This is a genomic window from Aureimonas sp. SA4125 (assembly GCF_019973775.1).
In the GTDB taxonomy this organism is placed as follows: Bacteria; Pseudomonadota; Alphaproteobacteria; order Rhizobiales; family Rhizobiaceae; genus Plantimonas.
Genome location: NZ_AP025032.1, coordinates 2,391,650 through 2,416,872, shown reverse-complemented (window position 1 = coordinate 2,416,872; position 25,223 = coordinate 2,391,650). Strand labels below are relative to the sequence as shown.

Below are 25,223 nucleotides of genomic sequence, written 5' to 3'. Positions count from 1 at the left end.
GAGCCGCCAGATCTTTGGTGGTCGAGAACGCCGGTCTGGCGAAAGCCGCCGGCAGCGTCGGTGTTCAAACAGCCACGGTCGGCCGCGCCTTCGCCGGCACCCGTTCCATCAGCGCCATGGCGCCCTGTGGCGCGCGAACCTTGCCCTCGTGGATGACATAGAGGAACACATCGCGCGGCTTCCTCTCCGGCTTGTCGTCCGGCGCGACGAGCGGCAGATCGTCCGGCACGCCGCCCTCGGCCCAGACTTCCGCCCGCGCCGCCCAGGCGTCGATCTGCTTCGGTGGATAGGCCGTCGGAATGTCGTCCTCGCCGCGCTGGAGCCGGGCGTAGACGAAGTCGGCGGTGACGTCGGCGATCTCCGGATAGGTCGCGTGGTGTGCGTAGGCGACGGCGACGCCGTGCTTGCGCGCGAGGGTGACGAAGGCGGGGTCCTCGAAGGAGGCGTGCCGAACTTCCACCGCATGCCGCAGCGGGATGCCTTCGGCCCTCTCCGGCAGCAGCGCCAGGAAGGCGGCGAAATCCTCGGGCTCGAACTTCTTGGTGTTGGCGAACTGCCAGAGGATCGGACCGAGACTGTCGCCAAGCTCGGCGATCCCCGAAGCCATGAAGCGCGCGACCGACTCGCCGGCTTCGCTGAGAATCTTGCGGTTGGTGGCAAAGCGCGGGGCCTTCAACGAGAAGACGAAGCCATCCGGCACCTCGCTCTTCCACTTGGCGAAGGTCGCGGGCGTCTGCGAGCGATAGTAGGTGCCGTTGACCTCGATCGTCGGGAGCTTCCGGGCGGCGAAGCCGAGCTCGTCGGCATGCTTCAGCTTTTCGGGAAAAAAGGTCCCGCGCCAGGGCTCGAAGGTCCAGCCGCCGATGCCGGCGCGGACGATGCCGGTGGATGTCATGAGGTGCTCTCGTCCCGATTGCCGTTCGTACGTCGTACGGCTAAATTGGCGTCATGGCCGTGTTCACTGTCCAGACCGCGAAGGCCGACCTCGACCAGCTCATCGCCCGCGCCGAGGCCGGTGAAGAGATCGTCATCTCGCGCGCCGACAAGCCCGCAGTACGCCTGACGCCTGTCGCCAACACGGACGAAGCGGCGCCGCTGCGTCAGCCTGGCGCCCTGAAGGGCCAGTTTGTTCTACCGGACGATTTCTTCGATCCGCTCTCGGAAGAAGAGCTCCGGCTTTGGGAAGATGGCCCGGTTTTTCCGCCGGAACGACCCGATTGAGCCTGCTGCTCGACACCCACACACTTGCATGGTGGCTGCTTGATGATCCGCAGCTGTCGCAGCCAGCACGAATGGCAATCTCTCGTTCAAGGCGCACGGCCGTCAGCCCCGTAACTGCTTTTGAAATGGCGACCAAAAACCGGATCGGAAAGTGGCCTGGAATCGAAAGTCTGCTGAGGTCCTTCCAGCCGACCATGCTGCGCCTTGGTCTGCAGATCCTTCCACTGACAGTCGAGCATGCAACGCTCGCAGGTTTGATACCCGGTTCCCATCGCGACCCCTTCGATCGCCTCCTCGCCGCTCAGGCGATCGCAGAAAACTTGACCCTCGTCACCCGCGATCCTGCCTTCGTCGCATTTGGCGTGGCGACCCTCTGGTAGCCACTACTCCGCCGCCTGCCGCTTCGCCGGCGGCCGCCGCTCCAGCAGCTCCTTCAGAAACTTCCCCGTCCAGGACCGCTCGACCTTGACCACCTGTTCCGGCGTGCCCACGGCCACGATCTCACCGCCGCCGTCACCGCCCTCGGGGCCGATGTCGACGACCCAGTCGGCGGTCTTGATGACTTCGAGATTGTGCTCGATGACGACGACGCTGTTGCCTTGGTCGACGAGCTCGTGCAGCACTTCGAGGAGTTTGGCGACGTCGTGGAAGTGGAGGCCCGTCGTCGGCTCGTCGAGGATGTAGAGTGTCTTGCCGGTCGCCTTGCGCGACAGTTCCTTGGCGAGCTTCACCCGCTGCGCCTCGCCGCCCGACAGCGTCGTCGCCTGCTGGCCGACCTTGATGTAGCCGAGCCCGACCTCGAGCAGTGCGCGCAGCTTGTCGCGCACCACCGGCACGGCGGCGAAGAACTCGACGCCTTCCTCGACCGTCATGTCGAGGACGTCGGCGATCGACTTCTCCTTGAAGGTGACGTCGAGCGTCTCGCGGTTGTAGCGCTTGCCGTGGCAGACGTCGCAGGTGACGTAGACGTCGGGCAGGAAGTGCATCTCAATCTTGATGACGCCATCGCCCTGACAGGCCTCACAACGCCCGCCCTTGACGTTGAACGAGAAGCGCCCGGGCATGTAGCCGCGGGCTTTCGACTCCGGCAGGCCGGCGAACCAGTCGCGGATCGGCGTGAAGGCGCCGGTGTAGGTCGCGGGATTGGAGCGCGGCGTGCGGCCGATCGGCGACTGGTCGATGTCGATGACCTTGTCGAGAAGTTCCAGCCCCTCGATACGGTCGTGCGGCGCGGGCACGTCGCGGGCATTGGCGATGCGCCGGGCGGCGGCCTTGAACAGCGTCTCGATGAGGAAGGTCGACTTGCCGCCGCCGGAGACGCCGGTGACGGCGGTGAACAGCCCGAGCGGGATTTCAGCGGTGACGTTCTTCAGATTGTTGCCGGTGGCGCCGACGACCTTCAGCCGCTTGCCCTTCTGCGGCTTGCGGCGCTTTTCCGGCACGGCGACGCCGAGGGCACCGGAGAGATACTGGCCGGTGATCGAGCGCGGATTGGCCTTCACCTCGTCGGGCGTGCCTTCGGCGATGATCTCACCGCCGTGAATGCCGGCGGCCGGTCCCATGTCGACGACGTAGTCGGCCTGCAGGATCGCGTCCTCGTCATGCTCGACGACGATCACCGTGTTGCCGATGTCGCGCAGGTGCTTCAGCGTGACGAGGAGGCGCGCATTGTCGCGCTGGTGGAGGCCGATCGAGGGCTCATCGAGGACGTAGAGCACGCCGGTGAGACCGGAGCCGATCTGCGACGCCAAGCGGATGCGCTGGCTTTCGCCGCCCGACAGCGTGCCGGAGGAGCGCGACAGCGTGAGGTAGTCGAGGCCGACATCGTTGAGGAAGCGCAGCCGGTCGCGGATCTCCTTCAGGATCCGGACGGCGATCTCGTTCTGCTTGTCGTTGAGTTTTTCCGGCAGCGCTTCGAACCATTCGAGCGCGTGGCGGATCGACAGCTCGGTCACCTGGCCGACATGGCATCCCGCGATCTTCACCGCCAGCGCCTCGGGCTTCAGCCGGTAACCCTTGCAGGCAGGGCAGGGCGTCGCCGACATGAAGCGCTCGATCTCCTCGCGCATCCAGGCGGAATCGGTCTCCTTCCAGCGCCGCTCGAGATTGGGGATGACACCCTCGAAGGTCTTGGTCGTCTTGTAGGCGCGCATCCCGTCATTGTAGCGGAATTCGATCTTGTTCGTGCCGGTGCCGTGCAGGACGGCGTACTGGGCCTCGAAGGAGAGGCTGTCCCAGCGATCGGTCTGCTTGAAGCCGAACTCGCGGCCGAGCGCCTCGAGCGTCTGGCCGTAATAGGGTGACGTCGATTTCGCCCAGGGCGCGACGGCACCCTGCTTCAGGGTCATCGCCTCGTCCGGAACGATCAGTTTCGGATCGATCGACTGCTGCGCGCCAAGCCCGTCGCACTTCGGGCAGGCGCCGAAGGGGTTGTTGAAGGAGAACAGCCGCGGCTCGATCTCGGGAATGGTGAAGCCGGAGACGGGACAGGCGAACTTTTCCGAGAACATCAGCTGCTTCGGCTTGCCGTTCTCGTCGAGCCCCTCGGCAAATTTCGCGACCGCGATGCCGTCGGCAAGCCGCAGCGCCGTCTCCAGCGAATCCGCCAGGCGCGCGCCGATGTCCCCGCGCACGACGATGCGGTCGACCACGACGTCGATGTCGTGCTTGAACTTCTTGTCGAGTTCGGGTGCGTCGGCGATGTCGTGGAATTCGCCATTGATGCGAACCCTTTGAAACCCTTTCTTCTGAAGCTCGATGAGGTCTTTCTTGAACTCGCCCTTGCGGCCGCGGACGATCGGCGCCAACAGGTAGAGGCGGGTCCCTTCCTCCTGCGCCAGGACGCGGTCGATCATCTGGCTGACCGTCTGGCTCTCGATCGGAAGGCCCGTCGCCGGGGAATAGGGCACGCCGACGCGGGCGTAGAGAAGGCGGAGATAGTCGTAGATCTCGGTGACGGTGCCGACCGTCGAACGGGGGTTCTTCGAGGTCGTCTTCTGCTCGATCGAGATGGCCGGCGACAGGCCGTCGATCTGGTCGACATCGGGCTTCTGCATCATCTCGAGGAACTGGCGCGCATAGGCCGACAGGCTCTCGACGTAGCGCCTCTGCCCCTCGGCATAGATCGTGTCGAAGGCCAGCGACGACTTGCCGGAGCCGGACAGCCCCGTCATCACGATGAGCTTGTCGCGGGGAATGTCGATGTCGACATTCTTGAGATTATGCTCGCGCGCGCCGCGAATGGAGATCGTCTTCAGTTCGGGCATCGACTGTCGCTTGATTTTGAGGAGGGTGCGATCCGGCGAAATTGCGGAACGCCCAGCGTTAGATAAAAATTCGCGCGGGGATGTCGAGATGCGCACCCGTGGGAATCATTCGGCGGACACACGCCCCGTTGACTAATCCGGAACATAATACGAACATTGCGCAAGGGAAAGCCTCGCCGCGACGTCGCCTGTGGAAACCGGGTCATGGCTGCGCCTGTGGAAACAGCGCCGTCAGGCAGGCGGGACGGCAACGGGTGCTTTAAGGTGCGCCCGGAATGCCGGCGATGCGGCGAGCAATGGAAGGAACAAACGACATGGCAGGCAGCGTCAACAAGGTGATCCTCGTCGGCAATCTCGGCGCCGACCCGGAAGTGCGGCGCCTCAACTCGGGCGATGCCGTCGTCAACATGCGCATCGCGACGTCGGAATCCTGGCGCGACAAGTCCTCGGGCGAGCGCAAGGAGAAGACCGAGTGGCACAACGTCGTGATCTTCAACGAGAACCTCGTGAAGGTCGCGGAGCAGTATCTGAAAAAGGGCTCGACCGTCTACATCGAGGGCCAGCTCCAGACGCGCTCCTGGGAAGACCAGTCGGGCCAGAAGAAATACGCGACCGAGGTCGTGCTGCAGCGTTTTCGCGGCGAATTGCAGATGCTCGGCGGACGTGGCGACAGCTCCGGCGGCGGCGACAACGAGCGCGGTGGCTCCAGCAGTCGGGGCGGTGGCGGCGGCTATGATCGCGGCCCGAGCGACGATCGTGGCGGCGGCGGGGGTGGTTACGACCGTGGCGGTGGCGGTGGCGGATCGTCCCGCGACCTCGATGACGAGATTCCGTTCTAAATTGACATCACGCCTGCATGGCGACGTTCAGTCCTGCCGGGGCGGCCAACTGGTCGCTCCGGCATTTTCATAGGCGGTAGCGGCACCGAAGCGCCCTTGTCATTCAAACGAAGACGGGCGCCGAAGCGCCCGTCTGGCAGAAACGTGCGCGGCAGGCCTAGGCGCGGTCGCCGACGGCCACGTAGTCGCGAAGCGCCGCGCCGGTATAGAGCTGGCGGGGGCGGCCGATGCGCTGGTGCGGGTCCTCGATCATTTCCTTCCACTGCGCGATCCAGCCGACGGTGCGGGCGACGGCGAACAGGACGGTGAACATCGTCGTCGGGAATCCCAGCGCCTTCAGCGTGATGCCGGAATAGAAGTCGACGTTCGGGTAGAGCTTCTTTTCGATGAAGTAGGGGTCGGTCAGCGCGATGCGCTCCAGCTCCATCGCCACTTCCAGCGTCGGATCATCCTTGATGCCGAGCTCGTCCAGCACCTCGTGGCAGGTCTTCTGCATGATCGTGGCGCGCGGGTCGTAGTTCTTGTAGACGCGATGGCCGAAACCCATCAGGCGGAAGGGGTCGTTCTTGTCCTTGGCGCGGGCGATGTATTCGGGGATGCGGTCGACCGTGCCGATTTCCATCAGCATGTTCAGCGCCGCCTCGTTGGCGCCCCCATGCGCCGGTCCCCAGAGACAGGCGATGCCGGCGGCGACGCAGGCAAACGGGTTGGCGCCGGACGAACCGGCAAGGCGCACCGTCGAGGTCGACGCGTTCTGCTCGTGGTCGGCGTGGAGGATGAAGATCCGGTCCATGGCGCGGGCGAGGACGGGATTGATTTTGTAGGGCTCGCAGGGGACCGCGAAGCACATGTGCAGGAAGTTCTCGGCGTAGGACAGGTCGTTGCGCGGGTAAACGAAGGGCTGGCCGATATGGTACTTGTAGGCCATGGCCGCGAGCGTCGGGGTTTTCGCGACCATGCGGATCGAGGCGACCATGCGCTGGTGCGGATCGGCGATGTCGGTCGAGTCGTGGTAGAAGGCCGAGAGCGCGCCGACCGAGCCGACCATGACGGCCATCGGATGGGCGTCGCGGCGGAAGCCGGAGTAGAAGCGCGACATCTGCTCGTGCACCATGGTGTGCCGTGTGACGCGGTAGACGAAGTCGGACATCTCGCGCTCGGTCGGCAATTCGCCGTAGAGCAGGAGATAGCAGGTCTCGAGGAAATCGCCCCTCTCGGCCAGCTGATCGATGGGATAACCGCGGTGCAGCAGAACGCCTTCGTCACCGTCGATATAGGTGATCTTCGACTCGCAGGACGCGGTCGAGGAGAAACCGGGGTCGTAGGTGAAAGTGCCGGTCTGTTTGTAGAGGGTCGCAATGTCGACGACATCCGGGCCCATCGTGCCGCTTCGGATTTCGCAGGTTGCCGTCTTGTCTCCCAGTGCGATCGTCGCCGAGTGGTCCGTCATGCGTATCCCCTTCCTTGAAAGACGCGAGCGCCGAGGCTTTCGCAGCGCACACCTCGATGGAACCTGCCTACTCCAATCCCGGAAAGGGGACAAGTTGCGTAGCAGGTGAACATATTGCGCCGCACTGCGATCCAATCTGCTGAATTGCCAGTCAGATCGATTGATCCTTCAGCCGCGCCAGCGCTTCGTCGCGGCCGAGCACGGCGAGCACGTCGAAGACGCCCGGTGACGTGGTGCGCCCTGTCAGCGCGGCACGCAGCGGCTGCGCGGCCTTGCCGAGCTTCAGGCCTTTCTCCTCGGCATAGGCGCGTACGGCGTCCTCGAGCGGAATCGCGCTCCAGTCGCTGACCGCCGCAAGCATCGGCGCGAGATCCCTGACGATGGCGCGGCCGCCTTCGGCGAGGATCGCCTCGGCCTTGTCCTCCATCGCCAGCGGGCGCGCGGCGAAGAGATAGGATGTCGAATCAGTCAGTTCGACGAGGGTTTTCGCGCGCTCCTTCAATCCCGCCATGGCGGCCGACAGGAGAGCAATTGTCTCTGCGTCGGGCTTCTGCTTCAGGATATCGCCATTCGGCAGATGGTCGCGCTCGGTCATCAGGAGGTCGACGAGATCGGCGTCGGGCGCGGCGCGGAGATAGTGCCCGTTCAGCGCGTTCAGCTTGGCGAAGTCGAAGCGCGCGGCGCCCTTGTTGACGTCCGTGATGTCGAACCAGGCGATCATGTTCCCGATCGACATGATTTCCTCGTCGCCATGGCTCCAGCCGAGACGGGCGAGATAGTTGAGGAGCGCCTCGGGCAGGTAGCCGAGCCCGCGATAGGCATCGACACCGAGCGCGCCGTGGCGCTTGGATAGCTTTGCGCCGTCCTCGCCGTGGATCAGCGGGATGTGCGCCATGACAGGCACTTCCCAGCCCATCGCCTGATAGATCAGCGTCTGGCGGCCGGCATTGGTCAGGTGGTCGTCGCCGCGGATGATGTGGGTGACGCCCATGTCGTGGTCGTCGACGACGACGGCGTGCATGTAGGTCGGCGAGCCGTCGGAGCGCAGAAGCACCATGTCGTCGAGATCGCGGTTGGGGAAGCGGACCTCGCCCTGAACCTGGTCGTGGACGACGGTCTCGCCCTCCTGGGGCGCGCGGAGCCGGATCACCGGCTTGACGCCTTCCGGTGCCTCGGACGGATCGCGGTCGCGCCAGCGCCCGTCATAGCGGGGCGGGCGCTTTTCCGCGCGGGCCTTCTCGCGCATTTCGTCGAGCTCCGCCTGCGAGGCATAGCAGTAATAGGCCTTGCCGGCCGCCACCATTTCCTCGGCGACCTCTCGGTGACGCGCGGCGCGCTCGAACTGCGAAATCGGTGGCTCGTCGGCGTCGAGGCCAAGCCAGGCAAGGCCCTCGATGATCGCCACCACAGCTGCCTCGCTCGACCGCTCGCGGTCGGTGTCCTCGATTCGGAGCAGCATCTTGCCGCCCATGCGCCGCGCATACAGCCAGTTGAACAGGGCCGTGCGGGCGCCGCCGATGTGCAGGAAGCCGGTCGGCGAGGGCGCGAAACGGGTCACGACGGGTTTCGTCATCAGGTCTCCACTCGCCCGGAGGCGATCGTTTTCGGATCGTCATTTTCCTGCGGCTGTGTAGCATAGGGTGGGGGAGAGACAAGGCGGCGAGGGCGCGCATGAGTGCGGCCGAGGGCGGGCGCGAGGGTGGGATCGGCGATCGGTCGGCGACCGCGCGTGGCGCAGTGCGGCCGAGGCTCACGCTCGGACAGCACCTTGCCAGGGCGAGGGACGGCATTTCCGAATGGCTGTCGCGCCAGGTCGATATAGAGGCGGGAGAGCGCACCGGCTTCTTTATGATCCCGGCCGCCTTGATGCTGGGGATCGGAGCCTATTTCTCGGGTCCGACGCCTTCCTCCCTCTGCCTGCTGGCGCTCTTCACGGTCATGCTGCTGCTAGGGAGTCGCCTGGCAGGACGGTCTGCCGCAAAAACCTTTATCGTAGCGCTTGCCGCGGCTGCTGCCGGTTTAGGCTTTGCGGCGTGGGAAATGCAGCGCACGGGCACGACGATCTTTGCCGGCGAAGCGACGGTACGGATCGAGGGTACCGTCGCCTGGCGCGACCAGGACGCCAAGGGGCGCTATCGCTATCGCGTCGATATCACCGGGACCGAGCGGCCACATCTGTCGCGCGCGCCCGAGCGCGTCCAGATCCTCGTCTCCAGCCGCCACGAGCCGATCGGCATCGGCGGCCGCTATCGCGGGCTCGTTCGGCTGCGCGCACCGTCGGGGCCGGCCTATCCCGGCGGCTACGATTTTGCCTTCGGCAATTTCTTCGCCGGGCTCGGCGCCACCGGCTTTGCCCTCGGACCGCCCGAGAGGGCTGATGAGGCGGCCCCGCCGACGGAATTGTCGCCGGGCCAGCGTATCCTGCGCCTGCGCCTCGACGTCAGCGCGCGTATTCGCAGCAGCATCGGCGGCGCGGAAGGGGCCGTCGCGTCGGCGCTGATCACCGGCGACCGGGCCGGTATTCCCGACGACGTCGAAAGCTGGCTGCGCACCACCGGCCTGTCGCATGTCCTGTCGATCTCGGGCCTCCACATGGCGCTCGTGGCAGGCTTTGCCATGGCCGTGGTCCGGGTGATCCTGGCCGCGATCCCCTGGTGCGCCCTGATGCTCCCGGTAAAGAAGATCGCCGCCGTCGTGGCGCTCTGCATCGCCGGCTTCTACCTCCTCCTCTCCGGCAGCAACATCGCTTCCGATCGCTCCTTCGTCATGCTGTCGATCGTGCTTCTCGCCGTGCTGTTCGACCGGCCCGCGCTGACGCTGCGCAATGTCGCCATCGCGGCGATCATCGTCCTCGCGCTCGAACCGCATGCGCTGATGACGGCTAGCTTTCAGATGTCCTTCAGCGCGACGGCCGCGCTGGTCGGCGTCTACGGCGGATTTTCGCGGTGGCGGGCGACGCGGGAGGAAGACCGGAGGTCGCGTGCCTGGCCGACGCGTACCCTGCTCTTCCTCGTTGGCCTCGGCGCAGCGTCGCTGATCGCCGGGGCCGCGACGGCGCCCTATGCCGCCTATCATTTTCAGCGTGTCGCGCCCTATGGCCTGGTCGCCAACCTTCTCGCCGTGCCGCTTTTCTCGTTCTGGATCATGCCCCTGGCGCTGATCGCCATGGTGGCGATGCCGCTGGGTCTCGATTCGCCGCTGCTGGTACTGATGGGATACGGGCTGACGCTGGTGTTCGAGATCGCGCATTTCCTGCACGATCGTCTGTCGGACGAGCCGACCGGCATCATGACGGCGAGCGGTCTCCTCGCGCTGACCCTCGCGCTCGCCTTCCTCTGCTTCCTCTCCAGCCGCCTGCGCTGGGTCGCCGTTCCACTTGCCGCCATTGGCCTCCTCCTTGCGCCCGACCGCTCGACGCGGCCGGACCTCCTCGTCTTCGAGGACGGCCGGCAGGTGGCGATGATCGATGAGGCGCATCGTCTCATCCCCCGGCTGCCGCGGCCGAATGCCTTCGTGCAGGAGCAGTGGGTGAGGGCCTTTCCGGAACAGCCGGGTGCTGGCTTCGAGGCGCCGGCTGGCCGGCCGGCGCTCTCGTTTCAATGCGAAGCGCTTTCACCGGCCCCGGACAAAGGGTCAAATTTCCCCGCCAGGGTCACGGCCGCCGCCGACTCTGCTCCGACCGCCGACAATGCCACGGCGCCAGGCCTTCCGCCCGCCGGGGCAAAGACCTTTCAGTCCGCTGGCGTAAAACCCACGACAATCGCCAGTTCGCGACGACAAAGGCCGATGGCCTTCTGCCGTGCGACGACGAGAGGCGGTATCCGGGTGACCTGGACCGACGACTATCGGCAAACCGGCCGGGCCTGCGACGAGGGAGATGTCGCCATCGTGGCGCGCGCCATCCGGCTCGATGCCTGCCGCTCCGGCGCGATGTTGCTGACGCTCAAGACCCTGCGCCGAAGCGGCTCGATCGCCGTCTACGGCGATGGCCCCGGGCCGCGCCAGGTGGCATCGATCGATTCCGCGCCTGAGCCCTGGAATCGCCACCGCGACGCACCCTGGCCGGAGACCTGGCGGAACCCCTCGACCGCGGTGTCATCGCAACCAGACGTGTCGGCACAACCGGACTCGTCGGCACAGCCGGACTCGTCGGCGCAATCGGACCCGGCGGATTCGCTCCTCGGCGTCAGCCCCGCAGGCGAGCGGATCACGCCTGACGGCCGGCAGACTACACCGACGTTGGCCCAGCCCGCATCGGCTGCATCCTCGTCTCCATGACGCAACCGGGGAGGGATGCACCGGCGGGCAGGCGCGATGTCCTGCGAGAGGCCCCGGCGTTTGTCAGTACCGTCGAATCAGCCCGACGAGGCGGCCCTGGACCTTGACCCGGTCCGATCCGAAGATGCGGGTCTCATAGGCCGGGTTTGCCGCTTCCAAGGCGATGGTGTTGCCGCGACGGCGAAAGCGCTTCAGCGTCGCCTCCTCCTCGTCGACGAGGGCGACGACGATGTCTCCAGGCGTCGCCGTGTCGGCACGCCGGATGACGACGGTGTCGCCGTCGAGGATGCCCGCCTCGATCATCGAGTCGCCCTTGACCTCCAGGGCGAAGTGTTCGCCCGCACCCAGCATGTCGGGCGGCACGAAGATCTGCTGCGTGTTGTTCTGGATCGCGGCGATCGGAACGCCCGCGGCGATGCGACCCATCATCGGAATGCCGACCGCGCTGTTCTCGTTGGAGACGGCGCGCGGGCGCTTCTGCAGGGAGGCGACTTCGGCCACCGGCTCGGTGCGGGCCCGGGAGTTCTCGACGATGCTCGGCGTGAACGCCGTCCGCTTCGGCATCTGCGTCACCGAATCGGGCAGTCGCAACACTTCCAGCGCGCGAGCGCGATTCGGCAGGCGGCGAATGAAGCCGCGTTCTTCGAGTGCGGTGATCAGCCGGTGGATGCCGGATTTCGACCGGAGGTCCAGCGCATCCTTCATCTCGTCGAAGGACGGCGGCACGCCGACTTCCTGCAACCGTCCATGAATGAACATCAGCAGATCGTGCTGCTTGCGCGTCAGCATCGGTGAGAATCCCTATAAAACAAAACCTGAACAAACCTATCTGTTCTAGTTGTGTTCCGCAAGGGGCGGTGGCGCGACTGCCTCAGTCGAGCAGGATGTAGCGGCAGGGGTCGCCGGCTCTTGCGGCGGACGCGAACGGCTCGCGCCGGAGCAGTACGTCGGCCCGGGCATAGACCGAGAGGAGGGAGGAGTCCTGGCGTGTGATGGGCATGACGACCGGTGTCAGGGCCTCTCTCTCGCCAAGCGTCGCGCGGATGAAATCGGCACGCAGATCATTGGCCGGCATATCGGTGCCGAGAACGGCGTTGCGGTACATCGGAGCGCTCGGGCATCCGGCCAGCGTCGATACGAGGGGTCTCAGGAAGAGCGTCGCCGCCACGAGGCTGGACGCGGGATTTCCGGGAAGTCCGACAAGTCGCATCGAGCCGATGCGACCTGCCATCAGCGGCTTGCCCGGACGCATGGCGACCTTCCAGAAATCCGGCGTGACGCCCTTCTGCGCGAACACGTCGGCGACGAGGTCGTGGTCCCCGACGGAGGCGCCGCCGATGGTGACGAAGATGTCGACGTGCTCGGCGAGGGCGCGGTCGAGAAAGCCGCCGATCTCGGCGGCATCGTCGCGCGCGATGCCGTAGTCGAGGGCCACGCCGCCGGCCGACGTCACCATCGCCGCGACGCCATAGGAATTCGACGCGACGATCTGCGACGGACCGATGCTCTCGCCGGGCAGGACGAGCTCGTCGCCGGTGGCCAGCACCGCGATGCGCGGACGCCGTCGGACCGACACCTCGGGGTATCCGCCGCTGGCAGCCAGCGCGATCGCCCCGGCGGACAGGCGCGTCCCCGCCGGCTGCAGCACGGCGCCGGCGGAAAAATCGGCACCGGCGCTGCGGATATGGCGTCCGGGGACGGCGGCCTCCAGAAGCAGGACCTCGCCGTCCGAAACCCGGTCGGCGTTTTCCTGGATGACGATGGCGTCGCATCCCTCCGGCACAGGCGCGCCGGTGAAGATGCGGACGGCCTCGCCAGGGCCGGGGCGCCCCCCGAAGGCGCGCCCGGCGGCTGATTCACCGACGACCCGCAGGCGCGACCCGGAGGCGGTCGCGTCGGACGCACGCAGCGCGTATCCGTCCATCGCCGATGCGGCGAAGGAGGGTTGGGTGCGGAGGGCAGCCAGATCGCTGGCGAGAATGCGGCCGTATGCGGTGTTGAGGCCGATCGTCTCCGTGCCCTCGACGGGGACGGCGCCATCCATCAGGAGGGCGAAGGCAGCCTCGACGGAGATCAGGGTCACGCCGGCTCCGCGGTGGCCGACCAGTCGCCGGAACGGCCGCCCGACTTCTGGAGCAGGCGGATGCCGGAAATCTCCATGCCGCGGTCGACGGCCTTGGCCATGTCGTAGATGGTGAGGCAGGCGACGCTGACCGCCGTCAGCGCTTCCATCTCGATGCCGGTCTTGCCGCTGACGCGCGCCGTCGCGGTCACGCGCAGGCCCGGCAGCGCGGGTTCGGCGGTGATTTCGACCGAGACCTTTTCCAGCATCAGGGGGTGGCAGAGCGGGATGAGATCGGCGGTCTTCTTCGCCGCCATGATGCCGGCAATGCGCGCGACGGCGATGACGTCGCCCTTCTTGGCGCCTCCCGCCTCGATCAGCGCCAGCGTCTCCGGCGCCATCAGCACCAGCCCTTCGGCGCGCGCCACGCGAACGGTTTCGGCCTTGTCGCCGACATCCACCATGGCGGCCGCGCCCGTGGCGTCGAGATGGGTGAGCCCGCTCACGCGGCGGTCCCGACCGGCTGCCGCGCGAGGAGGTGGCGCGTGGCGGCCTCGACGTCGTCCTGCCGCATCAGGCTCTCGCCGACGAGGAAGGTCGAGATGCCGGCGCGCTGCAGCCGGGCGCAGTCGCTCGGGGTGAAGATGCCGCTTTCGCCGACGAGCAGCCGATCGGGCGGCACGAGCGGCGCCAGTCGCTCGGCGACGGCAAGATCGGTGTCGAAGGTCCTGAGATCGCGGTTGTTGATGCCGATGAGGCGAGAGCGCAGCGTCAGCGCCCGTTCCATCTCGGCCGCGTCGTGCACCTCGACGAGGACGTCCATGCCGAGATCGATGGCGGCCGCTTCGAGATCCGCCGCACAGGCGTCGTCCACGGCCGCCATGATGATCAGGATGGCATCGGCGTTCCACGCCCGGGCCTGCAGCACCTGGTACGGGTCGAAGAGAAAATCCTTGCACAGGGCGGGCAGGGATGTCGCCGCGCGTCCTGCCATGAGAAAGGCCGGGCTACCCTGGAAGGACGGCCCGTCGGTGAGGATGCTGAGGCAGGCGGCGCCGCCGCGCTCGTAGGCGCGGGCGAGAACCGGCGGGTCGAAATCGGCGCGGATGAGGCCCTTCGACGGGCTGGCCTTCTTGACCTCGGCGATCAGCGCGAAGTCGCCGGCGGCATGCTTGCGGCCGAGGGCGTCGGCAAATCCGCGCACCGGATCGGCGGCGCGCGCCAGTGCCAGCATCTCGCCTTCCGGCCGGGCCGCCTTCGCGGCGGCGATCTCCTGTCGCTTGTAGGTCTCGATGGCTTTCAGGATGTCGGTCATGCCGCGCCGCCCCGGTTGGTTGCCGCGATGAGGCGGGTGAGGGCGGCAAGTGCCCGCCCGGAATCGATCGAGTCCCGCGCCAGCACCAGGCCAGCCTTGAGGCTCTCGACCCGCCCGGCCATGGCCAGCGCGCCGGCGGTGTTCAGAAGAGCGATGTCGCGATAGGCGTTGATATCGCCTTCCAGCACCGCGCGCAGCGCCACCGCATTGTGCTCCGCGTCGCCGCCCTTGATCTCGGCAAGGTCGGCGCGTCGAAGGCCGAGTTCCTCGGGCTCGATATGGAAGCGGTCGATGACGCCATCGCGGAGCGTGACGATATCGGTGCGTCCGCAGACGGTCATTTCGTCCAGGCCGTCGCCGTAGACGATCCAGGCGTTTCTCGCTCCCAAGGTACGCAGCGTCTCTGCCAGCGGCATCAGCCAGTCCGGCGAGAAGACGCCGACGAGGAGATGCTCGACGCCGGCCGGATTGGCGAGGGGCCCGAGAAGATTGAAGACGGTGCGGGTACCGAGCTCGACGCGGCTCGGGCCGACGAAGCGCATGGCGGCGTGGTGGGTCGGCGCGAACATGAAGCCGAGCCCTGCCTCGGCGATCACGCGCGAGATCTCGGACGGGCTGAGATCGACCTTGACGCCGAGGGCCATCAGGACGTCGGCAGAGCCGGAGCGCGAGGAGAGGGCGCGGTTGCCATGCTTGGCGACGGTGATGCCGCAGCCGGCGAGAATGAAGGCGGCGCAGGTCGAGACGTTCAGCGTTCCGGCGTGGTCGCCGCCGGTCCCGACGATGTCCACCGCGTCGGCGGGCGCCACGACCCTCAGCATGTTTGCCCGCATGACGGCGACGGCCCCCGCGATCTCGTCCACCGTCTCGCCGCGGACCCGCAAGGCCATCAGGAAGCCGCCGATCTGCGACGGGGTCGCTTCGCCGGCCATCATGACGCCAAAGGCCTCCTCCGCTTCGGCGCGCGACAGGGCGGCACCGCCGGCGACCTTGGCAAGAAAGGGCTTCAGCGTGTTCGTCATTGCGGCGAAGCCTGTACCGCGCGGATCGTCGCCGGGTAGGTCACGACCGACGTCTCGCTCTGCAGGCGGTTCACGTAGGACTGGAGAAAGTCGTTCGCCAGCATCGAGTCGAGCTGCGCCGTCTGGCCCTGCGGGAAGTTCGACATCGGATCGGCGGGCGGCGCGACCTGCGTCACCTTGATCAGGAGCTTCGACTGACCGTCCGCGGCATCGGCCGTAGCGACGAGGCCGGAGACCCCGGAGAAGAGGGCGCGGACGCCATCGGCGCCGATCTCGGAGACGCCGCTGCGCCGTGTTACGGCATTGACCGTCTGCTTCGGCAGGGCCTCGCTGGCCGCCAGCGCGTCGAGCGTTTCGCCGGCGTCCAGACGCTTCTTCAGATCTTCGACCTTCACGCCGAGAAGCCGCCGGGTCTCTTCGGCCTTCCAGTCGCCAACGACCTGATCCTTCACCTCGGCCAGCGGCCGGTCATGCGCCTCGTCGATCCTGGTCACGTCGAAGAAGACGAACCCGGTCGAGCCGACGGTGACCGGCGTGTTCTCGACGCCGACATCGCTCTCGAAGGCGACCTTCAGAATCTCTTGCTGTTCCGGCAGATCGGGGACGGTGCTGCCTTCCGGCGTCTGGCCGGCCAGCGAGATGGCGGGAATCGTCTTCACCTCGAGCCCGGCCTCCTTGGCGGACTCGGCGAGGTCGGCGCCGCCGCCGCGGGCATTGTCGTAGGCATCATAGGCCGCACGGACCTTTTCGCTCGCGGCCTGCAGCGATATGTCTCTCCGGATGTCCTCCTGGACCTCCGCGAGCGGCTTCTTGATTTCGGGCTGGATCTCGGTGACGCGCAGGAGGACGGGACCAAAGGTACCATCGACGACGTCCGATACCGCGTTGGCACCGAGCGCGAAGGCGGCGTCGGCGATGGCCGGCACCGGGATCGCGGCCTTCGTCAGAAGGCCGAGCTCCGTGTCGGCGACACTGCGGCCGCTCGCCGTGGCGAGGTCGTCGAACGTCTTGCCGGCGGCCAGCGATACCTTGGCAGCTTCTGCTGCAGGTCGGTCGGGATAGACGATCTGCTGGATCCGCCGCTGTTCGGGTGTCGTGAATTTCTGGCTGTCGGCGTCGTAGGCCGCCTTGATCTCGGCCTCTGTCACGGCAGCCGGGTCGGCGATCGCCTCGGGCGTCAGGGTGGCATAGGCGATGCTGCGGTACTCGGGCGCCGCATAGCGCTGCTTGTTGGTGTCGAAATAGGTCTGCAGGACGTCGTCGGCGGGCTCGGCGATCGGCTGCACCGCGGCGGGCGCGATCGTCAGATAGTCCGCTGTGCGCCGCTCGCCGTTGTAAAGGCCAAAGGCCTGCTTCACGAGTTCGGGGGCCGTCGCGCCCTCGGAGATCGCATCGACGATCTGGCTGCGCACGGCCGCTTGCTCGCGGTTGCGGATGAAGTCGTTTTCCCGCATCCCGACATTGGCCAGGAGATCGCGGAAGTTCGTGCGCGAGAACCGGCCGGCCTGGTCGTGGAAGGACGGGTCGTCGGCGATCAGCCGGGCCAGACGCTCTTCCGAGAGGCCGAGACCGATCTCGCGGCCCTGCTCTTCGAGGACGGCCTCGGCGACGAGCTGGCTGAGGACACGCTGGTCGATGCCGTTCGCGATGGCTTCCTCGCGCGTCGGCCGTCGTTGCAGTTCCTGCGACAGCTGCACTTCGGCCTGACGGTAGGCCAGGCGGTAGTCCTCCGTCGTCACTTCGCTCTCGCCGGCCGTGATGACCGTATTGGACGAGCTGCCGGTGAAGAACTCGGAGAAGCCGGTGACGACGAAAGCGATGATGATAAGACCGAGCAGCAGTTTTGCCACCCCGCCGGAAACGCTCTTGCGAAGGCTGTTCATCATCGATCGGATTCTCCCGCAGACGTCCGCGCGGCGCGAGCGTCTTCATGTCCGCGATTTCAGCTCCATGGTCGCCACGAACGACCGAGGGAGGCCCCGCCGGTGGACGCGTCGGCAGGCTTCACGCTCTATTAGGAAAATGCTGTGCCGGCGCGCAAGTCGGCACCATGATTGATTTCGCGTTTCTCCGCCGCTAGGCAGGCGCAGCGGGGGCGCCGATACGCTTGTTGGAGGATAGAATGGGCAATCGTGCGCTGATCGCAGGCAATTGGAAAATGAACGGCGACAGAGCCGCTCTGGCCGAACTCGGCCGGATCGTCGAAGCACAGGCGGCGCTTGCGGCCCGCTGCGACATGCTGATCTGTCCGCCCGCGACGCTGATCTCGCAAGCCATCGAGGTCGCCGGCAAGGCGGTGGCGATCGGTGGGCAGGACTGCCATTCCGGCGTCTCCGGCGCCCATACCGGCGATATCGCCGCCGAGATGCTCGCCGATCTCGGGGCCAGTCATGTTCTTGTCGGGCATTCGGAACGGCGCGCGGACCATGGCGAGAGCGACGAGATCGTCCGCGGGAAGGCTCTTGCCGCCTGGCGCGCCGGCCTCGTCGCGGTGATCTGCATCGGCGAGACGGAAGACGAGCGCGGCGCCGGCAGGACGCTCGACGTCATCGCCCGCCAGCTCGCGCTCTCGCTCCCGGATGACGTGACGGCGCGGTCGACGGTCGTCGCCTACGAGCCGGTCTGGGCGATCGGGACGGGGAAGACAGCGACAGTCGCCGATGTGGAGGAGGTCCACGGCTTCATCCGCAACACCTTGAACGATCGCTTCGGGCCGGAGATTGGCGTTGCCGTGCGCATCCTCTATGGTGGCTCGGTCAAGCCGTCGAATGCGGCCGAACTTCTCGGCGCCCGCAATGTCGACGGGGCGCTGGTTGGCGGGGCGAGCTTGAAGGCTGCCGATTTCATCGCGATATGCCAGAGCGTGCCGTCGCCCTGAACGCCGTTTGATGCGAAAGCGTTTGGAATAAGTCGAACCCTCCTATAGAAGGCGCGCGTCTCCTCAAAAGTCGTGTGCGAAGCTGATCATGGATACAGTCCTTATTATCATTCATCTGATGATCGTCGTTGCGCTCATCGTCGTCGTGCTGTTGCAGCGCTCGGAGGGCGGGGCGCTCGGCATCGGCGGCGGCGGCGGCGGCCTGATGACGGCGCGTGGCGCCGCGAACGCGTTGACGCGAACGACCGCCATTCTCGCCGGCCTGTTCTTCATCACGTCGCTCGCTCTCGGACTGACGGCCCGTTATGGATCGCAGCCGACCGACATCCTCGACCGCCTGCCGGCGTCGGAGGCTGGCACGGCAGGTGCGGCTGGAGCGGCAGGCGCCGCCAGCGGCAACCTGCTCGACCAGCTCGGCGGCGTACCGACGGACGATGGGGCCGCACCGACGACGCCGGCTGCACCGGACGCCGTCACGCCGACGACCGAAGCGCCTGCATCCGGGGCAGCCGATGCGCCGTCCGCGACACCGGGTGCTGAGACGCCTGCGGTTGGAGCCGACGCGCCCGCTGCGGCGCCGGCGGCACCGAGCGACTTGCCAGCGACGGCGCCGGCCGGCACGGCACCGGTCACCGGCGCCTCGCCGGTGGTGCAGCCGGAAGCGACGGCGCCGGACGCCGCGGTTCCGGATGCGGCCACGTCGCCCGCGGAAACGCCGTCGCCGGATGCCGCTCCTGCCGAACTGGCGCCGTCCGCACCGGCGACAGGCAATGGCGGCTCGGGTGACGCGACGTCCCCCGCAACGTCGCCGGCCGGGCAGGCGAGGCCGGTCCAGTAGGGCCGGACCCGAGCGACAGGTAACCAGCAGGGCGCTCCAAGCGCCCTGTTTCATTTTGCGGCCGGATACGGACTGGCCGAATCGACCCACAGCAGTTAACTGGAAGCCCCATGGCGCGATATATCTTCATCACCGGCGGCGTGGTCTCATCCCTTGGAAAAGGCATCGCTTCGGCGGCCCTCGGGGCTCTCCTGCAGGCACGCGGCTACCGCGTGCGCCTGCGCAAGCTCGATCCCTATCTGAACGTCGATCCGGGCACGATGAGCCCGACGCAGCATGGCGAGGTCTTCGTCACCGATGACGGCGCGGAGACCGACCTCGACCTCGGCCATTACGAGCGCTTTACCGGCCGTCCGGCCAACCGGCAGGACAACATCACCACCGGGCGGATCTACAAGGACATCATCGCCCGCGAGCGGCGCGGCGACTATCTCGGCGCGACGGTCCAGGTCATTCCTCACGTCACCGACGCGATCAAGGATTTCGTCCTCGACGGCAACGAGGAGTTCGACTTCGTCCTCTGCGAGATCGGTGGCACGGTCGGCGACATCGAGGCCATGCCGTTCATGGAGGCGATCCGCCAGCTCGGCAACGATCTGCCCCGCAACGGTGCGATCTACATCCACCTGACGCTGATGCCCTATATCGCCACCGCCGGCGAGCTGAAGACCAAGCCGACGCAGCATTCGGTGAAGGAGCTGCGCTCGATCGGCATCCAGCCCGACATCCTTCTCGTGCGCGCCGACCGGCCGATCCCGGTCGAGGAGCGTCGCAAGATGAGCCTCTTCTGCAATGTCCGCGAGAGCGCGGTGATCCAGGCGCTGGACGTGGCGACGATCTACGACGTGCCGATCGCCTACCATCACGAGGGCCTCGATACCGAGGTTCTCGCCGCCTTCGGGATCGATCCGGCGCCCAAGCCCAAGCTCGATCGCTGGAAGCAGATCTCGCTCGGCATCCACAATCCCGAGGGCGAGGTCACCATCGCCATCGTCGGAAAGTACACCGGCCTCAAGGATGCGTACAAATCGCTGACCGAGGCCCTGCAGCACGGTGGCATTGCCAACAAGGTGCGCGTGAAGCTCGACTGGATCTCCTCCGAGGTCTTCGAGGCCGAGGACCCGACGCCCTATCTCGACCGCGTGAACGGAATCCTTGTTCCCGGCGGCTTCGGCGAGCGCGGTGCCGAGGGCAAGATACTGGCGGCGAAATTCGCCCGCGAACATGCCGTGCCGTATTTCGGCATCTGTTTCGGCATGCAGATGGCCGTCATCGAGGCCGCGCGGTCGCTGGCCGGCATCGCGGACGCCGATTCGACCGAGTTCGGCCCGACGAACGAACCGCTGGTCGGCCTGATGACCGAATGGATGCGCGGCAACGAGCTGGAGCAGCGGGCGCGCGAAGGCGATCTCGGCGGCACGATGCGGCTCGGCTCATATCACGCCGATCTCGCACCGGGATCCCGCATCGCCGAGATCTACGGCGCGACCGACATCACCGAACGCCATCGCCACCGCTACGAGGTGAACCGCGCCTACCGCGAGCGCCTGGAAGCGGCCGGCATGATCTTCGCCGGCATGTCGCCGGACGGCCTGCTGCCGGAGACGGTCGAGTTTCCCGACCATCCCTGGTTCATCGGCGTGCAGTATCACCCGGAGCTGAAGTCGCGCCCCTTCGAGCCGCACCCGCTGTTCCGAAGCTTCATCGCCGCGGCACTGGAGCAGTCGCGGCTGGTCTGACGGATCGTCGCGAAGTGCCGTGTCGCGGGCCAACGGCAACGCTTTTTCTTCTCCCCTCCAGCGAGACGGGAGCGGGGAGCGGGCCGCAAGACCCGCCATTGCACACTGAAGAGCTGTCGCGTCGTCGCCTCCGGCCCCCCTCATCGACCTGCCGGTCATTTCTCTCCGGTGGGGAGAAGAAGCAGCCGACACGTGCGCATCTGCGTGAGTCGCTGGGCCGCGGGGCCAGCGGCCGGGTGCGAGGCTGGAAAAAGAGGTTGCGCAGATGAACGGCGAGAGAGCTCAGACGCAGGGGGCCGGTCCTCCGGCTCGTCGCATCGACCACATCGTCATGCCCGTCACTTCGCTGGATGCTTCGCGCACCTTCTTCGACACCCTCGGCTTTACCGTCGCCCCAAACGCCGCGCATCCCTTCGGGACCGAAAACGCCTGCGTCTTCTTCGCCGACGGCACCTATCTGGAGCCGCTCGCTATCGGCGATCCCGCGGCCTATGCCGAAGCCGGGCAGGGCGGCGCCGTCTTCGTCTCTCGCGATGGCGCCTTCCGGTTCCGGCGCGGCGCGCCGGGCTTTTCCGGCATCGCCTTCGCATCGGACGATGCCGAGGCGGACTGGCGCGCCTTTCGGGCCTCCGGACTTGCCGACGGCGACGTCTTCCAGTTCGCGCGAATATTCGAGGCGCCAGATGGCGCAAGGCGCGAGCTCGGGTTTCGTCTCGCCTTCGCGAACGACCGGCGGGTGCCCGACCTCTTCTTTTTCTGCTGCCAGGCTTTGGCGAGGCCGGGCGATCGATCGGCGCTGACGGTCCATGCCAATGGCGTGACCGGCATGGCGCGGCTCGTCCTCTCGGAGCCACACCCTGCCGATTTCGTCGCGCTGCTGCAGGCGGCCAGTGGCCATACCCCTGTGGCGAGAGAGGATGACCAGACCGGTCTCGGCGCGGCGAACGTCCAGTTCGAGGTGCTGATGCGGTCGACGCTCGCCGAACGCTACGGTGCCATTCGGGGCGCCGAGCGTGGCCTGCGCCTCGAGGGCGTGGTTCTGACGGTTCCCGCGACCGGTCCGGTCGAGGAGCGGGCGCGGCAGGCGGGTATGAGCTTTCGGCACAAGGACGAGCGTCTCGTCATCCCGCTCGCGGACGCAGGCGGCCCCTTCCTTGCCTTCGAGGCCGCGGCCTGACCGCTAGCCCGCGGAATTTCGCGAAACGAGTTCAATCCGTCGCAGGTCTGGTCTAAGAGGCTTCCAACGCGTCAGCAGAGGAGTGGGCCATGACCGCGATCATCGACATCATCGGACGGGAAATTCTGGACAGCCGGGGCAATCCGACGGTCGAGGTCGACGTCATCCTCGAAGACGGCTCCATGGGCCGCGCCGCCGTTCCTTCAGGCGCCTCGACCGGCGCGCACGAGGCGATGGAACTGCGTGACGGAGACGAGCGCTACATGGGCAAGGGCGTGCTCGCCGCGGTCGATGCCGTCAACGGCGAGATCTTCGAGGCGCTGGGCGGTCTCGAGGCCGAGAGCCAGATGCGCATCGACCAGATCCTGATCGAGCTCGACGGCACCGCCAACAAGAGCCGGCTCGGCGCCAACGCCATCCTCGGCGTCTCGCTCGCGGTCGCCAAGGCCGCGGCCGATTCCTCGGGCCTGCCGCTCTACCGCTACGTCGGCGGCGCGTCGGCGCATCTCCTGCCGGTGCCGATGATGAACATCATCAACGGCGGCGCCCACGCCGACAACCCGATCGACTTCCAGGAATTCATGATCATGCCCGTCGGCGCCGAGACCTTCTCGGAAGGGCTGCGGATGGGCGCGGAAGTCTTCCACACGCTGAAGAAGATGCTGAAGAATGCCGGCCACAACACCAATGTCGGCGACGAGGGCGGTTTCGCGCCCAATCTCGGCTCCGCCAAGGAAGCCCTCGACTTCGTGATGCAGGCGATCGACACGGCCGGCTACAAGGCGGGCGAGGACATCTTCCTCGCGCTCGATCCGGCCTCGACCGAGTTCTTCAAGGACGGCGTCTATGATCTGGCCGGCGAAGGCCGCAAGCTGTCGCCCACCGAGATGGCCGCCTATTACGGCGAGCTGGCCGCCGCCTACCCGATCATCTCGATCGAGGACGGCATGGCCGAGGACGACTGGGATGGCTGGAAGGCCCTGACCGAGCAGATCGGCGCTTCCTGCCAGCTGGTCGGCGACGATCTGTTCGTCACCAATTCCGACCGGCTTCGCCGCGGGATCGAGCTCGGCGTCGCAAATTCGATCCTGGTCAAGGTCAACCAGATCGGCACCCTGACCGAGACGCTCGATGCCGTCAGCGTCGCCCACCGTGCCGGCTACACCGCGGTGATGTCGCACCGCTCCGGCGAGACCGAGGATTCGACCATCGCCGACCTCGCCGTCGCCACGAACTGCGGACAGATCAAGACCGGCTCGCTCGCCCGCTCGGACCGGCTGGCGAAATACAACCAGCTCCTGCGCATCGAGGAAGAACTCGGCGACCAGGCGGCCTATGCCGGTCGCTCGATCCTGCGCCGTCGCTGAACGGCGGGAGACGCTGGCATCAGCCTCTCGATTGTGAGGGCCGGGGGAGCATCATCGGCCTGACTTGATCTCCCTCGCACGAAGCGGGGGAGATCCAGAGTAAGCGGCACGGAGGTCGGCCACACCATCACACTCGGCAGTCAGGATTCTCCCGGATGCTTTCTTCCTCGACCAGATTCACTCCACACGCGCTCTTTCGTCGCCAAACACCCGTGACCGCCCGAAAATCCATTCCCGCCAGGTCAGCCGGTCGCCATAACGCTGCAACGAGCTGCTGCTCTCGAGTTCGCCGAACTGGACGTAATTGACGATCGCGACAAAGCCTATGCCGCCGAGCGTGTTACCCAGGAAGACCGGCAGGATGAACTGCGGCCACAGGGCCCAGAACGAGGTTTCGCCCCGGAAGGCGAGGAAGAAGACCTCGACGGACGACGTGACGACGTGGAAGAAGCCGCCGACGCCGATAAAATACATCAGCATCCAGACGATGGTGATGCGGGCCATGGTGTCGCGCGCGGCATGGATCAACCAGACCATCGAGGCGACGACTCCGCCGGCGATCAGGGCCTTCGAGAAGAGCCCCAGCCACGATGTCCCGAGCGCATGGTGTCCCATCTCCACGGCGACATTCAGGGCATCCGTCTCAAGCACCTCGGCGTAGGCGACGATGGCCGCGTCGATCATCGCGCCGATCATGTTGGCGGCAAACACCACCAGCCATAGGCGAAGCAGATTGGCCAGGCTGGCCAGCTTGGTGAGAACCAGAGCCACGGGCGTCAGCGTGTTTTCGGTGAAGAGCTGGTAGCGGCCGATGACGATGACGATGAAACCGATGGGATAGAGAAGATTGCCGAGAATGCCGGGGCTCGCCTCTCCGGCATGATGGGTGAAGATGACTTTTGCCAGGAAGGTCAGGCCGAGCGCCAGCCCGGCCGCAAGCCCACTCCAGAACAGGAACTTGCTCGACGCCGCGAGCTCGTGATCGGCAGTGCCAAGGACACGCGCGAAGATCTCCTCGAAGGCGAAATAATCCGACAGCGTCTCGCCGGTATCGGGCGGTCTTCGCAACGGCAAAGCGGGTGCCTCGATCGCAGCTGTCGCTTCGGACCGGAAGGCGTCATCGTGAGGATTGGGCATCGGCAGGCGCCTTGAATGATGTCGCCGCTCGGGATTCGGCGCCGTCGTCAAAAGAGCGGTTCAACGCATGCGAAGTTCCCCGGGCGCTTCCCGTCGCGACGACGCGACAGGCTTAACCCGGCCTTAAAGCTCCGCTGGCAACATGGCGGGATGGAGAGACCGATGCGCACCAGACAGCACAGAAACTCGAAGATGGGCCGCCTGATCGTGCCCGCGATCACGCTGAGCTTCCTTGCCTATTTCGCCTTCCACGCGCAGAGCGGAAAATATGGCATCGGTTCGAAGGATATCCTGACGGCCGACCTCGCGGCGGGGACAGCGCGCTACGAGAAGCTCCTCGAGCGGCGCGAGAAGCTCGAACGCCGCGTCCAGCTACTCCACGACGGCACGCTCGAGCGCGACATGATCGACGAGAGTGCCCGTCGGCTCTTGGGCTATACTGCCCCGGACGAAGTCACCATCATGCGGTCCTTCGCTAAGTAACCAGTAATAGGTTAAAATTGCTGCGAAGCAGCATTTTAACTGAAATCTGGTGTATTTCTGTGCGTCGCTTGCTCTGCTCTCGTGCCCGCATATACTCCGGCAAAATTTGCATCCAGCCGGGTGCATTGCTGATCGGAGGGCGCGATGGCGA

The 25,223-nt window shown here is 66.4% G+C and carries 20 protein-coding genes and 1 pseudogene; 10 read left to right on the top strand and 11 right to left on the bottom strand.

Translation table 11 applies throughout. The annotated features are described in order from the left end of the window. Positions 1-64 precede the first annotated feature (64 nt). A complete protein-coding gene (locus Sa4125_RS11185) occupies positions 65-895 on the bottom strand; it encodes a DUF72 domain-containing protein (RefSeq protein ID WP_224007209.1) in 831 nt (276 codons plus the stop codon). Positions 896-948: 53 nt separating this feature from the next. Between Sa4125_RS11185 and Sa4125_RS11180 the strand changes: the two genes are divergently transcribed. Together Sa4125_RS11180 and Sa4125_RS11175 are read left to right on the top strand one after the other, a co-directional pair. Further along, a complete protein-coding gene (locus Sa4125_RS11180) occupies positions 949-1,221 on the top strand; it encodes a type II toxin-antitoxin system prevent-host-death family antitoxin (protein ID WP_224007206.1) in 273 nt (90 codons plus the stop codon). Beyond that, on the top strand, positions 1,218-1,601 hold the full coding sequence (locus tag Sa4125_RS11175) for a type II toxin-antitoxin system VapC family toxin (protein ID WP_224007203.1): 384 nt from the start codon (positions 1,218-1,220) through the stop codon (positions 1,599-1,601). The genes Sa4125_RS11180 and Sa4125_RS11175 overlap by 4 nt, the downstream gene beginning before the upstream one ends. A 3-nt stretch (positions 1,602-1,604) precedes the next feature. On the opposite strand, the gene uvrA is transcribed toward Sa4125_RS11175, so the two are convergent. Next, the gene (gene uvrA, locus Sa4125_RS11170) at positions 1,605-4,487 is read right to left on the bottom strand and encodes an excinuclease ABC subunit UvrA (RefSeq protein ID WP_224007200.1); all 2,883 of its coding nucleotides are present in this window, start codon (positions 4,485-4,487) and stop codon (positions 1,605-1,607) included. Between the two features lie 314 nt (positions 4,488-4,801). On the opposite strand from uvrA, the gene ssb reads away from it, so the two are divergent. Continuing rightward, a complete protein-coding gene (ssb, locus tag Sa4125_RS11165) occupies positions 4,802-5,326 on the top strand; it encodes a single-stranded DNA-binding protein (RefSeq protein ID WP_224007197.1) in 525 nt (174 codons plus the stop codon). Positions 5,327-5,483: 157 nt separating this feature from the next. On the opposite strand, the gene gltA is transcribed toward ssb, so the two are convergent. Further along, positions 5,484-6,776, bottom strand: coding sequence for a citrate synthase (gene gltA, locus Sa4125_RS11160; RefSeq protein ID WP_224007194.1), 1,293 nt, complete (start codon positions 6,774-6,776; stop codon positions 5,484-5,486). A gap of 151 nt (positions 6,777-6,927) precedes the next feature. Further along, positions 6,928-8,349, bottom strand: coding sequence for a glutamate--tRNA ligase (gene gltX / locus Sa4125_RS11155; RefSeq protein WP_224007191.1), 1,422 nt, complete (start codon positions 8,347-8,349; stop codon positions 6,928-6,930). A gap of 98 nt (positions 8,350-8,447) precedes the next feature. Here gltX and Sa4125_RS11150 point away from each other — a divergent pair, with 98 nt between their 5' ends. Beyond that, positions 8,448-11,054, top strand: coding sequence for a ComEC/Rec2 family competence protein (locus Sa4125_RS11150; protein WP_224007188.1), 2,607 nt, complete (start codon positions 8,448-8,450; stop codon positions 11,052-11,054). A gap of 63 nt (positions 11,055-11,117) precedes the next feature. Here Sa4125_RS11150 and lexA read toward each other — a convergent pair whose 3' ends face one another. From lexA to Sa4125_RS11120, 6 genes are all read right to left on the bottom strand, one after another. Continuing rightward, positions 11,118-11,843, bottom strand: coding sequence for a transcriptional repressor LexA (gene lexA / locus Sa4125_RS11145; RefSeq protein WP_224007184.1), 726 nt, complete (start codon positions 11,841-11,843; stop codon positions 11,118-11,120). An 82-nt stretch (positions 11,844-11,925) separates the two neighbouring features. Then, a complete protein-coding gene (gene glp, locus Sa4125_RS11140; RefSeq protein ID WP_224007181.1) occupies positions 11,926-13,137 on the bottom strand; it encodes a gephyrin-like molybdotransferase Glp in 1,212 nt (403 codons plus the stop codon). Continuing rightward, positions 13,134-13,622 (bottom strand): cyclic pyranopterin monophosphate synthase MoaC, encoded by a 489-nt coding sequence (moaC, locus tag Sa4125_RS11135; protein WP_224007178.1) that lies wholly within the window; start codon positions 13,620-13,622, stop codon positions 13,134-13,136. Before moaC ends, glp begins: the two co-directional genes overlap by 4 nt. Continuing rightward, positions 13,619-14,431 carry an indole-3-glycerol phosphate synthase TrpC gene (trpC, locus tag Sa4125_RS11130; RefSeq protein WP_224007175.1) on the bottom strand — a complete coding sequence of 271 codons (813 nt, stop codon included), beginning with the start codon at positions 14,429-14,431 and terminating at the stop codon, positions 13,619-13,621. Before trpC ends, moaC begins: the two co-directional genes overlap by 4 nt. Next, a complete protein-coding gene (trpD, locus tag Sa4125_RS11125) occupies positions 14,428-15,453 on the bottom strand; it encodes an anthranilate phosphoribosyltransferase (RefSeq protein WP_224007172.1) in 1,026 nt (341 codons plus the stop codon). Before trpD ends, trpC begins: the two co-directional genes overlap by 4 nt. Then, positions 15,450-17,339 (bottom strand): SurA N-terminal domain-containing protein, encoded by a 1,890-nt coding sequence (locus Sa4125_RS11120; RefSeq protein WP_224007168.1) that lies wholly within the window; start codon positions 17,337-17,339, stop codon positions 15,450-15,452. The genes trpD and Sa4125_RS11120 overlap by 4 nt, the downstream gene beginning before the upstream one ends. 236 nt (positions 17,340-17,575) lie before the next feature. Here Sa4125_RS11120 and tpiA point away from each other — a divergent pair, with 236 nt between their 5' ends. The 5 genes and pseudogenes from tpiA (at position 17,576) to eno (ending at position 23,452) form a co-directional block, all read left to right on the top strand. Then, positions 17,576-18,331 carry a triose-phosphate isomerase gene (gene tpiA / locus Sa4125_RS11115; RefSeq protein WP_224007166.1) on the top strand — a complete coding sequence of 252 codons (756 nt, stop codon included), beginning with the start codon at positions 17,576-17,578 and terminating at the stop codon, positions 18,329-18,331. A gap of 88 nt (positions 18,332-18,419) precedes the next feature. Further along, positions 18,420-18,950: pseudogene (secG, locus tag Sa4125_RS11110) on the top strand (preprotein translocase subunit SecG); the annotation flags it as partial. 329 nt (positions 18,951-19,279) lie between these two features. Then, positions 19,280-20,908, top strand: a complete 1,629-nt coding sequence (locus Sa4125_RS11105; RefSeq protein WP_224007163.1) for a CTP synthase — start codon at positions 19,280-19,282, stop codon at positions 20,906-20,908. A 265-nt stretch (positions 20,909-21,173) separates the two neighbouring features. Next, positions 21,174-22,085, top strand: a complete 912-nt coding sequence (locus tag Sa4125_RS11100; RefSeq protein ID WP_224007160.1) for a VOC family protein — start codon at positions 21,174-21,176, stop codon at positions 22,083-22,085. Positions 22,086-22,174: 89 nt separating this feature from the next. Beyond that, positions 22,175-23,452, top strand: coding sequence for a phosphopyruvate hydratase (gene eno, locus Sa4125_RS11095; protein WP_224007157.1), 1,278 nt, complete (start codon positions 22,175-22,177; stop codon positions 23,450-23,452). A 177-nt stretch (positions 23,453-23,629) separates the two neighbouring features. On the opposite strand, the gene Sa4125_RS11090 is transcribed toward eno, so the two are convergent. Next, positions 23,630-24,526, bottom strand: a complete 897-nt coding sequence (locus Sa4125_RS11090) for a formate/nitrite transporter family protein (protein WP_224007154.1) — start codon at positions 24,524-24,526, stop codon at positions 23,630-23,632. 225 nt (positions 24,527-24,751) lie between these two features. Here Sa4125_RS11090 and Sa4125_RS11085 point away from each other — a divergent pair, with 225 nt between their 5' ends. Further along, the gene (locus Sa4125_RS11085) at positions 24,752-25,072 is read left to right on the top strand and encodes a septum formation initiator family protein (protein WP_224007151.1); all 321 of its coding nucleotides are present in this window, start codon (positions 24,752-24,754) and stop codon (positions 25,070-25,072) included. Positions 25,073-25,223: the final 151 nt, after the last annotated feature.

Coding starts and splice junctions, on each gene's coding strand:
- Sa4125_RS11185 (WP_224007209.1), bottom strand. CDS start 895: ATGACATCCACCGGCATCGTCCGCGCCGGCATCGGCGGCTGGACCTTC.
- Sa4125_RS11180 (WP_224007206.1), top strand. CDS start 949: ATGGCCGTGTTCACTGTCCAGACCGCGAAGGCCGACCTCGACCAGCTC.
- uvrA (WP_224007200.1), bottom strand. CDS start 4,487: ATGCCCGAACTGAAGACGATCTCCATTCGCGGCGCGCGCGAGCATAAT.
- ssb (WP_224007197.1), top strand. CDS start 4,802: ATGGCAGGCAGCGTCAACAAGGTGATCCTCGTCGGCAATCTCGGCGCC.
- gltA (WP_224007194.1), bottom strand. CDS start 6,776: ATGACGGACCACTCGGCGACGATCGCACTGGGAGACAAGACGGCAACC.
- gltX (WP_224007191.1), bottom strand. CDS start 8,349: ATGACGAAACCCGTCGTGACCCGTTTCGCGCCCTCGCCGACCGGCTTC.
- Sa4125_RS11150 (WP_224007188.1), top strand. CDS start 8,448: ATGAGTGCGGCCGAGGGCGGGCGCGAGGGTGGGATCGGCGATCGGTCG.
- lexA (WP_224007184.1), bottom strand. CDS start 11,843: ATGCTGACGCGCAAGCAGCACGATCTGCTGATGTTCATTCATGGACGG.
- trpC (WP_224007175.1), bottom strand. CDS start 14,431: ATGACCGACATCCTGAAAGCCATCGAGACCTACAAGCGACAGGAGATC.
- trpD (WP_224007172.1), bottom strand. CDS start 15,453: ATGACGAACACGCTGAAGCCCTTTCTTGCCAAGGTCGCCGGCGGTGCC.
- Sa4125_RS11120 (WP_224007168.1), bottom strand. CDS start 17,339: ATGATGAACAGCCTTCGCAAGAGCGTTTCCGGCGGGGTGGCAAAACTG.
- tpiA (WP_224007166.1), top strand. CDS start 17,576: ATGGGCAATCGTGCGCTGATCGCAGGCAATTGGAAAATGAACGGCGAC.
- Sa4125_RS11105 (WP_224007163.1), top strand. CDS start 19,280: ATGGCGCGATATATCTTCATCACCGGCGGCGTGGTCTCATCCCTTGGA.
- Sa4125_RS11100 (WP_224007160.1), top strand. CDS start 21,174: ATGAACGGCGAGAGAGCTCAGACGCAGGGGGCCGGTCCTCCGGCTCGT.
- eno (WP_224007157.1), top strand. CDS start 22,175: ATGACCGCGATCATCGACATCATCGGACGGGAAATTCTGGACAGCCGG.
- Sa4125_RS11085 (WP_224007151.1), top strand. CDS start 24,752: ATGCGCACCAGACAGCACAGAAACTCGAAGATGGGCCGCCTGATCGTG.